We start from the raw sequence: 13,295 nt of genomic DNA, 5'->3' as shown, positions 1-13,295 counted from the left end.
AAGGAGTGATGAGATGGGTACAAAGGATACAAGTACAATAGATAATGACACCTCTAAACCAAACGTTGCTTTTATAGGACTTGGTAATATGGGTGCTCCCATGGCAGAGAACTTACTAAAGGCAGGTTATACACTTTCTGTGTTTGATTTGTCTGATGCTGCTACCAAGCGCCTGCAGCAAGCAGGTGCTAGTGTCGCGCAGAATCCTAAAGAGGCTGTGAGTAATGCTCAAGTTGTCATTAGTATGTTGCCTGCAGGGCAGCACGTGCATTCGGTGTACTTAGGCGACAACGGTTCCAGTGGTCTACTTGCAGAGCTGAATAAAGGTACGCTAGTGATTGATAGTAGTACGATAGCAGCTGCTGATGCCAGAACCGTGGCAGACGCTGCGAGTAAACTGGGTGTTGAGTTTTTGGATGCGCCCGTGTCTGGTGGGACGGGCGGCGCGATTGCTGGTAGTTTGACCTTTATTGTTGGCGGTAACGCTGAGGCATTCGCTCGTGCTGAGCCGATACTTGCCGTTATGGGTAAAAACATCTTTCATGCGGGTACGCATGGCGCAGGACAAGTTGCGAAAATTTGTAATAATATGCTGCTAGGTATTTTGATGGCAGGGACAGCAGAGACTATTAACCTAGGAGTGAAGAATGGTCTAGACCCTAAAGTTTTGTCGGATATTATGCTACAGAGCTCAGGTCGTAACTGGACATTAGAGGTTTATAACCCGTATCCACAGGTCATGAAAAATGTCCCATCTAGTAATGGTTACCAAGGCGGATTTATGAGTAAGCTCATGCAAAAAGATTTGAATCTTGCCATGCAAACCGCTCAAGACACTCATGTAGACACGCCGATGGGTGCAAAAGCAACGGAGTTGTATGCATCACACACTCTAGAGAATGGCGACAAAGACTTTTCCAGTATTATGGGGCGTCATGATATCTCGCTGTTGTCTTAAATACTGATATAGGGACTATTAGTAATGTTGCTAATAGCTGTTGCTTATTAATAGGTGGTGCTTATCAATAGACACTTGTGATGTGCCAATAGATACTTGTTAGATATCAGATAAAACAGAAAAGCGCCGCGCTAGGGACTATAGCGCGGCGCTTTTTGGTGCATGATAAGCGCGATATCAGCTCTGTAGGTCATACACGAGGGCTTGGATATCCTGCGCGGCTTGCTGTAGCCGAGGTACATAAGTCAGTAATTCATCGAGGGACACGCGTATCGTCGGTGCATGCAGGTACAGTGAGGCCAGATAACGTGACTTCTTGTCTAATATAGGCACTGCTACTGCTACCATTTCAGAAATAAACTCCTCGTTATCGATACCGATGCCAGTATCAGCGATACGATCAAGCTCAGCGTTCAAGGCATCAATATCAGTAATGGTATTTTTAGTGAATTTATCTAGTGGTAATCCTTGTAGTATCTTCATACGGCTGGTAATAGATAATTGACTGAGGTATAGCTTACCTGTCGCTGTACACCACATGGGCGACTTGGCTCCTACAGGAAGGTATATCTGCAAGGGCAGGGTTGTTTGCGCGCGATTGGTATAGATCATGTCCATATGATATGGAACGCCAATACCACAAGTTTCTTTAATTTCGTCAACCAGTTTTTGCAAAATCATCTGGCGCTCATTGAAGAACAATCGCTGTTGCCAAAGCTCAACACTCAGATTGCGTACCCGCTTACCAGGGATAATCCCACCACCGATATCAACAGTCAAAAAACCGTCATCGACCAAGTTTTGAATCAGACGGTGAATGGTTGGTTTGGGGATATCCAGTTCTTGTGACAACTCGAGTGGAGACAGAGGCTTAGAAGCGTAAGAGACAGCTTCTATGATCTCTAGTACACGGGTAATTGACGATACTTTAGGCATATAAAAGGCTCAGTATTAATAAAAGATCAAAGTATAGAAGCGCACAACGCTTTCATAAGTAGAACAAAGGGTAATAAAAAAAGACGTCTTAGAAAAAGTTTCTTCTTACCTCTAATTTAGCACAATATAAAGCCTAGACAAGGTTTAGTGATACTAAATAATAGCATTCGTATCATTATTTCCTATATTTACAATTTATTTGTACAAGCAACATAAGATACGTCCAATCACAAGCTGCAACACTCTGTAGTAATAAGCTATATAACTGATATTGAGCTGCACATTATACTCAGTCATTATAGTGAAATATTTTGTAATACCTTTACATGAACATTAATCCCGCCGACACTCATGTCTACACTGTTTGGTTACTTTGAGAGCGTTGTGTAACAGGAATTCGAAGTTTTGCAGGTTGGTGTAGCAATTATTACAGTACCTATGCAATCTTTACATAACGGCAAATAAAAAGCGCACCCTTGGGGGTGACTTTTACAGCCAAAATTGTTTTAATCTCCTCAACAAAATGATGGTTTAAAAAAAGCATAACTATCGTTTTTTATGGGCGAGTTATTTCACACTTTAGGAGAATAATTATGAAACTGATTAAACTAACGGCAATCTCTGCCGCTGTTCTAGCATCTACTGCGGCACTAGCTGCTGAGCCAGTAATTGTTGTTGACGATAATGATGCAGTTGTGTACGAAGCTCAGCCAGTTGCTTATCAAGCAGCAGAGCCTTCTTATGCATACAATTCTGATGCTGGTATTTTACGCAACACTACTGGTGCTGTTGTTGGTACTACCAAAACTTTATTCAACACTGTTACAAACCCAGCTTCTGTAAGCGCTGAGGTTGGTTCTTTGGGTTACGGTGCTAACGTTGGCTTTAGCGTTAACGAAAAAGTTGAATTACAAGCTGGTTGGGCTGGTGGCGATGTTGCTGACTTGTTCGGTGGTGATTTTGACGTAGACGATATCGAGTATGATGTTGATTCTGACTTCAGCAACCCATACCTAGGCGTTCAAGTACGCCCAATGGCGAACTGGTTTACTATGGGTGCTGGTGTTATCGTACCTGACAACGAAATCAACATTAACGCCAATTCTAAAGACGGTAACTATAGAATCAATGACGTAGATTATGATGCTGATGCAGTTGGTACTCTAAAAGGTAGTGTTAAACATCGTAACGAACTTGCTCCTTACCTAACCGTAGGCTTCCGTCCTAACATCACTAACAACTTCGGTGTATTTGGTGAACTAGGCGCTGCATATTTAGGTGATGTAAATTCTAAAGTAACTGCTAGTAATACTAATGCTATTGCTACTGAAGCTGCCGCTGCTGCCAATGCTGAGCTTCAGAACGAAGACTACTTAGAGTGGTTACCAATCGTTAAACTTGGTGCAACTTACCGTTTCTAATCCAATCGCAGCCTAGATGCTGTCGTGAGAAGAATCGAAGTACAAAAAAACGACCCTTTTTAGGGTCGTTTTTTTGTTTCGAATAGGGTGCCATATTCTCAAAAAACTATGACGGTTTGCTGAGATTTTAATATTGTAATCTGGTAAATAGAATGACTGATACGAGTCTCATTAGTAGAGGTATCTTCCCCCATGCCGTCAATTAAATCAGGTAAGAGCTCAGAACAATCCATCCCTAAACCTTGTGCTAATGTGTACTGGTGAACTTTTATAAAGCTTTCCTTTATTTGCCACAGTAACTTAGTAATAGGGTCACGTTTGTTTGTTGGTAATGTCTGCAAAACAGCAATCTCGTTATCGGAATAGAAACGTTGTGCGACGTGCCAAGCCACGTTATTGTGCTCTATGTCGATTCCAGCAGGACGATGGTGACTGATGACTAGAGCTATTTGACTCGGTGACGTCTTATTGCTATTGCTATGATTTTTATTATGGGCACCTGTATGACTAAAACATACGTAATATTTACTGTTTATAAGTCGATAAGGGAAGCTCGACTCGTCTAAGGTGTCTTCGATGTCTAGTTTCTTAAGTAGGTTTTGTAGAAGGTGCCTGACGCCTTGACGCTGCTGCTCACGCTGTCTACGAGCCATGCTACGTTTCGACATGGGTTTTTGTAGAGATACATAATGCCATTTACAATCACTCAGATTAGTAAGGTCTGTACATAATGACCCAGATGATAACGACCGAACTGACGCGTACAGCGTGCTGTTTATATTCAGACAAGCTAATGACTCGCTCACCTTGGCAGTCACGCACCATATGTCATGACCGAGCTGAGTATATTGAATGTGAGTTATGTTTGAGGCTGGTATTATCATAATTAATCGTTAAGGATTTCAGTCAAAATGTAAGGTTTTTCAGATATCAAATTACTTGACGCTAATTCAAGGTAGGCCGTTCTTTAAACAACTGTCGTGCCCATGAGTTGCAGGTACCCATAGCGCTTATAATAAAATATAAAAAAGCCCAGCAATAGTATATTACTGGGCTTTTTTAAGGATCTAATAGTTTAACTATTCTTAGTAAGACAGCTCAGCACGGCGGTTTTGGGCATAGGCGTCTTCAGTATTGCCGGCAGCAGCAGGGCGTTCTTCACCATAGCTGATAACACGGATGTTGTTGGCAGTGACCCCTTGAGCAGCAAGATAGTTACGTGCTGCTTGTGCACGGCGCTCACCTAGGGCTATGTTGTATTCACGGCTACCGCGCTCATCGGTATGACCTGCGATCACAACACCAGCCGCTGGATTTGAGTTTAGTAGACTCACATGCTGGTTAAGGACACTTGCTGCTTGTGCAGTGATTTCGCTACTATCAAAGGCGAAATAAACCACTGCTTGTAAGTTTTCTGCACCAGTAATTACGGCGTTTGAGTTATCAACAATAACGGCACCATTATAGCCAACTTGGCCACCTGGAATACCTAGCGGAGCTACCACAACTTCAGAGGTAGAGCGTTTAGTAGCACAACCTGTGGTTAGTGCCACAGCGCTTGATAGCACAGCAAGAACAGCGATCTTAGAAAAACTGATTGACATGACGAGCTCCTGAAATTTTAATTGAATTTGTTTTTTTAAACTGCTTACCATAAAGCTTGAGCAATCTCTCCTATCATATACTAACTGTTAATTTATGTAAGTATTTTTACTGTAAATAACCATAGACAGAACCCATATCACCAGCGATGCTTGCCCCAATTCTCTGGATTTGCCCAGTAGTCAGCATTGAGCCAGTTTGGTAGTTTTTTATAATCATATAAATTGAACTGCCAAAGTGTCGCTGATACTGTGGATGAGGTGATTGATTCAACTTGATTAGCATCCAAGGATGGCTCGCTTAAAATATCAAACGGTGTAAATCCATAAGGTTTTAGATCTATCGAGCTATCAAGAGCAACCAGTAGATGTGCTGCATATAGATCACGATAGCGCATGAGCGCAGGAATATATTGTTGTAATGTCTCATGGGACAGGGTAGGTAGCCAAAAACAGGCAAGCTCATAACGCTTAGGTAGATGCTGTTTGGTAAGTTCTGATAAAGTCGATATATGCCACGATTGGACTGGCACATTGCTGTTATCGGGTAAAGTCTTTAGCTGTGTTTGCAGCGCTGATAATTCTGTTTTGTCATGTACAACCCATAACAGCTCAGTGGTATCATCAGTCTGACCCCCCGTCGTTTGTGCCTGCTTATTCATTGAGGTGTCACGTGAGCTACCAAGTGATGGCATAAGGGCATCGACATAGTCTCTAAGCAAAGGTAGAGTGATCTTTGAGGTTTTGGCAGTATGTGTTGTCATATCATGGGCCGTTTATTGGAGGTGGGTCATTGGTGTGCTTATTAAATCATTTTAAGCGACATTATCCAATTGATAACTCGCGTCCATTTGTTTATTTGATTTTTAGATCAACGCTCGCTATGAATTATGCGAGTAAGCATAGCTGCACAGAAAAGGCGCGTATTATCTGTAAATGATAACTCAGTTATCTCAAGGTCTACACTTGAAATTTAAGGGTTTAGGTCAATCTAGCTATCAGGCTAGTAAAAATAGTCAGACTAGCAATAATAGGGTGACAGTCCCTCGTGAATAAGCAATATTAAGCAATGCATGCCATCAACTTAAGTATAAGCCTAATATAAACAAGATTGTTTATAAATAACAGATCGTAAATGACTGTTTATAAACGTCAGGCAGCTACGACAGTGTGAGCTTGAATGCGATACGTATTTTAAAAAAAGCAATAACAACAGTATTAATATCAACCATCTATATCATTAATAATAGGAAATCATATGTCCACTGCTGAAACTGATGCTCAAATTATCAATCCTGATATGCCTGATGTACCACCGCATGCGCCTAGCAAAATTAACTTAAAAGATTATCAGAAGCCAAGTTTCGATGTTGAGACGGTTCATCTAGACATTAAGCTATTTGAAGACCATGCACTAGTAAACAGTACACTTGAAATGACGCGCCAGACCATAGGAGATCTTGTTTTATTTGGTGAGTCGTTAGAGCTATTAGCCCTTATTATGAATGGTAACGAGCTAACAACTGATCACTACAGCCAAGAAGACGGTAAGCTGATGATTCATGATGCCCCTAATCAGGTTACCTTAGATATTCAGGTGCGTATCTGCCCGCAGACCAATACCGCGCTAGAAGGTCTGTATATGGCGGGTAGCGGTGATGACACCATGTTCGTGACCCAATGCGAACCAGAAGGCTTTCGCAAGATTACTTTTTATCCTGATCGTCCTGACGTACTGGCGATATTTACCACTCGATTGGAGGCAGATAAGCGCTATCCAACCCTATTGGCCAATGGCAACTTAGTTGAAGCAGGCGAGGTCACTGATGCGCCAGAGCGTCATTATGCAATCTGGCAGGATCCCACCAACAAGCCAAGTTATTTGTTTGCTTGTGTCATCGCTGATTTGGATGTACTGACAGATTCTTATACGACGAGTGAAGGTCGAGAAGTCTTACTAGAAGTGTATGCAAAATCTGCCGATATCGATAAATGTGATGTTGGTATGCAAGCGCTAAAAGACTCTATGAAGTGGGATGAGGTTAATTATGGGCGCGCCTATGATTTAGACCGCTATATGATCGTTGCCGTCAGTCAGTTCAACATGGGTGCAATGGAGAATAAGGGACTTAATATCTTTAACACGGCTTGTGTGTTATCTAGTCCTGAAACCACCACCGACGCACGTAGCTTTAGTGTGAAAGCTATCATCGCCCATGAGTATTTCCATAACTGGACAGGTAACCGAATCACTTGCCGTGACTGGTTTCAGTTGTGTTTAAAGGAAGGCTTTACGGTCTACCGTGATCAGTCATTTTCAGCGGATCAGCAGTCAAGTGCTGTGCAGCGTATCGATGATGTAGCCACACTGCGCGCACATCAGTTTGCTGAGGATGCAGGCCCATTAGCCCATCCGGTACGTCCAGAGAGCTTCGTTGAGATCAATAATTTTTATACAACGACTGTCTACGAAAAAGGTGCTGAAATTGTACGTATGATCGCAAACACATTAGGACCAGACGATTTTCGTACAGGGACAGACGAGTATTTCCGCCGTTATGATGGGCAGGCCGTGACCGTTGAAGACTTTTTGTCCGCACTTAGCATCACTAACGAAAAAGTCGAAGACTTCATCGATTGGTACCGCCAACCTGGTACGCCAGTATTATCGGGTCATCAAACCTATGATAGTACCGCGCAGACGCTGACCATCACTTTGAACCAGCAGACACGTCATGTTAGTGGATTTGATGCGCCAAAACCACTGCCGATACCTGTAGCAACGGCACTGTTTGACAAAGAGTCTGGCAGTATTGTTGCTGAGCGTATGCTGCTACTTGACCAAGCAACGCAAACCTTTGTGTTTGATAATATGACAAGCGAGCCAGTGGTTTCTTTGTTGCGTGATTTTAGCGCACCAGTACAGCTCAATTATGATTATCAAGATGAAGACTTAGCATTTTTGCTCAAGCATGAAACCAATGGGTTCAATCGCTGGCAAGTGACTCAGATGCTAGTCAATCGTATTTTGCTGCAAGGAAAAGGCGAAAAGAGTAGCCCTGATGTGTATCTAGAGGCATTGGAGCAGTCGTTGCCTGTCTTGGCAGCTGATGATGAAATGTTGGCGGCAAGGCTACTTGATATTCCCTCAGCACAGGAGCTGGCTTCTGCTATCTCTAAGGATTACAATCCAGTGTTAGTCAAAGAGCAGCGTGATGGACTATATCAACAAGTAGCAGACAGACTCAAAGACCAGTGGGCAGTCTTGTATAATAATCTGCCAATGCAGTCTTATGAAGACAGTGCTAAATCTCGTGGTATCCGAGCTTTGCGTAACGTTGTACTTGATATGGGACTGACTGCTAATGTTGACGGTTCAGCAGACTGGGCGCAGCAACAATACGATCATGCCAGCTGTATGACTGAGCGCTTTGGTGCACTCAAGGCAATGGTCAATCATCAATTGGCACATGCAGATCATTATCTCGCTGATTTCTACCAGCGTTTTCAAGAAAACGATCTGGTTATCGACTTGTGGTTTAGCGTGCAAGCCGCTGCTGACAGTGTGACGCCTGACGTGGTCAAGTCGCTACTTACACATACAGATTTTGATTGGAATACACCTAACCGCGTTCGTTCAGTCATTAGTGCCTTTAGCTCGCAACCAACAGTACTATGGACGGCAGAAGGTCTAAAAATGTATACCGATGTTATCAAACAGTTAGATGACGCCAACCCTGTATTGGCATCGCGTTTGCTACAAGTACTAGCACGTTGGAATACATTGGCTGAGCCGCATCGTCAAATGGCACATGAACAGCTACTAGACCTACAAAAGAATGTATCATCTAAACATGTGACTGAGAGTCTAGACAGTGTACTGGGCGCGGCAGATGACTGATCATAGACTGTGAAGAAATCATACAAACCATGATATAAAAACAAAGCCAATCCTGAAATGGGGTTGGCTTTGTTTGATTGAGAACTATAGGGCATGTCCCTAATTAAAATGTTTATAACTAAATGGGCTAAAAATGGCTAAATCTTGCCACACGGCGTCAAATAGCTGGTCAATATCTCGATATTATCTGCGCTATTTTCCTTGTTTGTCTGCGATTTATCTCATTTTCATCACCATTTTTAAAATAGGAACACGCTCTAGTTATTTTTCATTGCTCATTAAGTGTTAGAGTTTCAAAATAGCATGTCATAAAGAAAGCCCGTTTGGCACTTAATTATTAGTGCCAAACGGGCTTTTTGTTTTTACCAAATAGTTTTTGCTAGACAGTAGGTTATTCTTAAAACCGATTAGCGGTTTGGTAGGACGTCTTTTACCATGTCATGTAAGCTACGCAATGCGGTAACCGTGCTGTCCCAATCTAGGCAACCATCAGTGATAGATTTGCCATACTCAAGCTGACTCAAGTCAGCAGTTAGCTTTTGATTACCGCCTTTTAGATGACTTTCGATCATCATACCGATAATTGACTTATTGCCGTTTTGAATCTGCTCAGCAACGTTGTTGATGACCATCGGCTGTAGGTACGGATCTTTACCTGAGTTGGCATGGCTCGAGTCAATCATGATCTTACTGTTGGTTTTGCCTTTGGCCAGCTCGTTCTCAACTTGAGCAACTGCAGTTTCATCATAGTTAGGTTTACCGTTACCACCGCGTAGTACCACATGTGCGTAAGGGTTACCTTTCGATTTGATGATAGAGACTTTACCATCTGAAGACAGACCTAAGAAGCTATGACCTTCTTTAACGGCTTGCATCGCGTTGACAGCAACCGTCATACCACCATCAGTACCGTTTTTGAAGCCCACTGGACAAGATAGGCCCGAGCTCATCTCACGGTGTGTTTGGCTTTCGGTAGTACGGGCGCCAATTGCCGACCAGCTGATCAAATCCTGCATGTACTGCGGGGTGTTTGGATCAAGTGCTTCAGTGGCGCAAGGAAGCCCTTTTTCATTCAGATCAAGCAGTAGCTTACGTGCGGTGCGCAATCCTTTTTCGATATCAAAGCTATCGTTCATATCGGGATCGTTAATCATCCCTTTCCAGCCGACCGTGGTACGAGGCTTCTCAAAATAGACACGCATGACTACAAATACGCTGTCTTCGATCTCTTTTGCCAATACGGCTAAGCGATCAGCATATTCATGTGCCGCCTTGATATCATGGATAGAGCAAGGTCCAATGACCACAAACAATCGCTTGTCTTTGCCGTCCAAGATGTTTTGGATAGTGTTTCGACCGTTTAGGACGGTTTTATAGGCTTCATCTGATAGAGGTAGCTCAGTTTTTAGCTCAGCGGGCGTAATCAAAGGAATAAATTTTTCAATATTCACGTCGTCAATATCTGCATTATGGGTAACTGATGTTGTCATGGTTATATATCGTCTAGCTGATTTATAGGAATATTCATTATGCGGACAAAATGTTTGGTTGACAAGGGTAGTCAGGCAGTTAATTGACTGATAACTGGAATGAGGAATCTAAAACTTAGTTATACTTCCATGCATTTAGGGTGTGTTTTCCAAAATGAGATACGTCTTAGCATTGTATTTAAAACTGCAAATGCACGTTTGGGATTTATTTTTTCTATCTGCTAATAATGACTAATCAAAATTTATACGGTCGATACTCAGATTTTATAGCTTAGGTTTCAGAACTTGAGTCTCATAGCTTAGGTTCTATAAATTGGGTTTCACGTGCGAGTTTAGCTATTTTTATCATCGTCACGTATGATAGCGACATCAGCGGTAGGTGGCTAAAATGTTACTTTAAAGATATGGTAGACAGACTTGCACATCATCTGTGAATACTTATCACTGATTTGTGGCGTTATATTTTATAATAGCGGTTTATTTTTATTCTTTAATACTGAGAGCTTGTCATGACAGATTCTGCTACGTCTCATTCACATACTGATTTAGTCAGCCAGACAGAGGCGGACTCTCAAAGACCGAACAGACGCCTTGCACCGCTAGTCATAGGTATCGTGGCAGGCGAAGTGTCTGGAGATAGCTTGGGTGCAGATTTCATGCAGCAGATGAACAATCTACGTGATGATATCGTCTGGGTTGGTGTTGGTGGTCCCAAAATGCAAGCGCAAGGGCTGCAGAGTATTTTTCCATTAGAGCGTCTTGCGGTGATGGGACTGGTGGAAGTCATGTCACAGCTACCAGATTTGCTCAAAGCGCGCCGCGAGCTACTGAGTGCGTTTGATGTGGCTAGTATTGATTGGTTTGTTGGTATCGATGCGCCAGACTTCAATCTACGGGTATCCAAAAAGCTCAAGCCGCAAGGCGTATTCTGTGTACAGTATGTCAGCCCTTCTATTTGGGCGTGGCGTGAGTCACGTATCCACAATATCAAAGCAGCAACCAATCTGGTGTTGTGCTTGTTTCCATTTGAGCTACCAGTTTACGAGCGTCATAACCATCCGGCGATCTGCGTGGGTCATCCACTGCTACGAACTATCGATCAGACATTGATAGACACACCAATCAATCAGCGCCGCAGCGAGCTCGTTTGGCACAATGATGGATTACAGCAGTTTTTTATTGAACGGTTTGATGATGTGAGTCAGCTTGTTTGTGTGATGCCAGGTTCTCGGCGCGGTGAGATTACGGCTATTTTGCCTTTAATGCTTGATGGTATTCAAAAGTTAATACTGCTAGATCCTAAGCTGTGCTTTATCATTCCGACAGTGGATCAAAACCATCAGTATATTGTCCAAGAGGTTATAGATCAACGCTCAGAGCAGCTACGAGAAGCTATTGTGGTCGTTTATGACGACACCCAACCAGAATTTAGCCAGCAGGCCATGGCAGCTTCAGATATTGTGATGCTAGCATCTGGAACAGCAACGTTGGAGGCGATGCTGCTTGAACGACCGATGGTGGTGGTGTATCAATTAAATAAGCTGACCTATCAGATTGCCAAACGTTTGGTAAAGGTGCCTTATGTGGCATTGCCGAATATACTTGCTGGTGCGCCAATTGTGCCTGAGCTTATACAAGAGCAGGCAAGCGGTGACAATATTTGCCGTACCGTGATGCGTCTACTGCAGCCACGTGCCTATGCCGAACAACTAAAGGGTTTACTAGCGACAAAACAGTCATTACAGCAGCAAAGTAACCATGAACCAGCAAATAGTATGATTGAGCAGTGGTTTATGCAAAATACTAAGACGATCAATCCTACCTAAACAAGAAAGACTTTTTAACATGATGCCTATTCAGCACAGTACAGATCAACATAGTACGGATCAACACAATATAGAAAACTCAATTCAGACAGTTGATATCAAGATCGAGAATATCGATGTTAAAGGTCAGTATATTCAACTGGTAGCACCCATACATTTATATGGGCAGATGAATATTTCGGAACTACTCACTCAATATTTCACCAGTAATAAAGAAGCTAAGCAGACAGTACTACAAATTGGTGTTGATGAAGCAGGGCGTGGACCATTACTGGGTAGCGTCAATGTTGCCGCCGCAATACTGCCCCCGTTGTGGTCAGGACTAATCGAAGCACAGCCGCTAAAAGACACACCACTATCGACTCTAACAGATTCAAAAAAATTGAGTGAAAAAAAGCGAGATATCCTTTATCCGCTTGTCAAACAGCATGCCACAGGGTATGTCATCGCTGACATACCAGCAGCAGTCATCGATCAGGTAAATATATTGCAGGCAACCATGCTTGGTATGCGGCTGTGTACGGAGACGTTATTAACAATAGTTTTTAAAAGTATTTTAGCGGCCACAGTCGCTGAAGACGCATTGCCTAATAACGTAAAGATTGAGGTGCTGTTCGATGGCAATCGTTGCCCTGATCTGAACTCCGCTATATTTGACGAATTAGATATGACGCTATCTGGCGTTGATTGCCAAGCGTGGGTGAAGGGTGATGCGCGCCATACGAGTATTGCCGCCGCCAGTATATTAGCAAAGGTGAGCCGTGATGAGACCATGTACAGCCTTGATGCGCAATATCCAGAGTATGGTATTGCCAAACACAAGGGCTACCCGACGCGCGCGCACATGGAAGCAATTGACAGATACGGTGTGCTATCAGCACATAGACGTAGTTTTGCACCAGTACGAAAGTCGTTAGAAAGTAGATAAATGCAGAACAGCGAGCATTTTAATCATCACGAATGTACCGAAATCCCATAACAATCAAGCGACATATATTATGAATTAATAGACTGTTTTTTAAAAATAACGAGCAAAAGTCCATAAAGTATATTACAATATATTCATACCAATATAAAAACCTGTAAAATCAATAACTAAGCTTTGGTTTAATTTTTTATTTCCACTATGATTTATATACATAACTATTTTATAGGATAAAAG

10 protein-coding genes are annotated in these 13,295 nt (G+C 42.6%); 5 read left to right on the top strand and 5 right to left on the bottom strand.

The window, feature by feature from the left end; translation table 11 throughout:
* Window positions 1-13: 13 nt before the first annotated feature.
* Entirely contained in the window at window positions 14-958 is a 945-nt protein-coding gene (gene mmsB / locus AC5JPT_RS03920) for a 3-hydroxyisobutyrate dehydrogenase (protein WP_493858427.1), read from the top strand.
* A 177-nt stretch (window positions 959-1,135) separates the two neighbouring features.
* On the opposite strand, the gene AC5JPT_RS03915 is transcribed toward mmsB, so the two are convergent.
* Window positions 1,136-1,894, bottom strand: coding sequence for an IclR family transcriptional regulator (locus tag AC5JPT_RS03915; protein ID WP_493851950.1), 759 nt, complete (start codon window positions 1,892-1,894; stop codon window positions 1,136-1,138).
* 593 nt (window positions 1,895-2,487) lie between these two features.
* Between AC5JPT_RS03915 and AC5JPT_RS03910 the strand changes: the two genes are divergently transcribed.
* Entirely contained in the window at window positions 2,488-3,315 is an 828-nt protein-coding gene (locus tag AC5JPT_RS03910; protein ID WP_493857175.1) for a hypothetical protein, read from the top strand.
* 98 nt (window positions 3,316-3,413) lie between these two features.
* Here AC5JPT_RS03910 and AC5JPT_RS03905 read toward each other — a convergent pair whose 3' ends face one another.
* From AC5JPT_RS03905 to AC5JPT_RS03895, 3 genes are all read right to left on the bottom strand, one after another.
* Window positions 3,414-3,968: a 4'-phosphopantetheinyl transferase family protein gene (locus AC5JPT_RS03905; protein WP_493857174.1), complete on the bottom strand. Its 555-nt coding sequence runs from the start codon at window positions 3,966-3,968 to the stop codon at window positions 3,414-3,416.
* Between the two features lie 432 nt (window positions 3,969-4,400).
* Window positions 4,401-4,919, bottom strand: a complete 519-nt coding sequence (gene pal, locus AC5JPT_RS03900; protein ID WP_493857173.1) for a peptidoglycan-associated lipoprotein Pal — start codon at window positions 4,917-4,919, stop codon at window positions 4,401-4,403.
* A 137-nt stretch (window positions 4,920-5,056) separates the two neighbouring features.
* The gene (locus AC5JPT_RS03895; protein WP_493857172.1) at window positions 5,057-5,680 is read right to left on the bottom strand and encodes a DUF6231 family protein; all 624 of its coding nucleotides are present in this window, start codon (window positions 5,678-5,680) and stop codon (window positions 5,057-5,059) included.
* A 536-nt stretch (window positions 5,681-6,216) separates the two neighbouring features.
* On the opposite strand from AC5JPT_RS03895, the gene pepN reads away from it, so the two are divergent.
* Entirely contained in the window at window positions 6,217-8,817 is a 2,601-nt protein-coding gene (gene pepN / locus AC5JPT_RS03890; protein ID WP_493858426.1) for an aminopeptidase N, read from the top strand.
* Between the two features lie 407 nt (window positions 8,818-9,224).
* On the opposite strand, the gene AC5JPT_RS03885 is transcribed toward pepN, so the two are convergent.
* Window positions 9,225-10,307 (bottom strand): 3-deoxy-7-phosphoheptulonate synthase, encoded by a 1,083-nt coding sequence (locus AC5JPT_RS03885; RefSeq protein WP_319051542.1) that lies wholly within the window; start codon window positions 10,305-10,307, stop codon window positions 9,225-9,227.
* A 509-nt stretch (window positions 10,308-10,816) separates the two neighbouring features.
* Here AC5JPT_RS03885 and lpxB point away from each other — a divergent pair.
* On the top strand, window positions 10,817-12,133 hold the full coding sequence (gene lpxB / locus AC5JPT_RS03880; RefSeq protein WP_493857171.1) for a lipid-A-disaccharide synthase: 1,317 nt from the start codon (window positions 10,817-10,819) through the stop codon (window positions 12,131-12,133).
* Window positions 12,134-12,152: 19 nt separating this feature from the next.
* Window positions 12,153-13,061 (top strand): ribonuclease HII, encoded by a 909-nt coding sequence (gene rnhB / locus AC5JPT_RS03875; RefSeq protein ID WP_493857170.1) that lies wholly within the window; start codon window positions 12,153-12,155, stop codon window positions 13,059-13,061.
* Window positions 13,062-13,295: the final 234 nt, after the last annotated feature.

It is taken from the genome of Psychrobacter sp. H26 (genome assembly GCF_059073035.1).
This window is presented reverse-complemented; position numbering and strand designations above follow the sequence as displayed.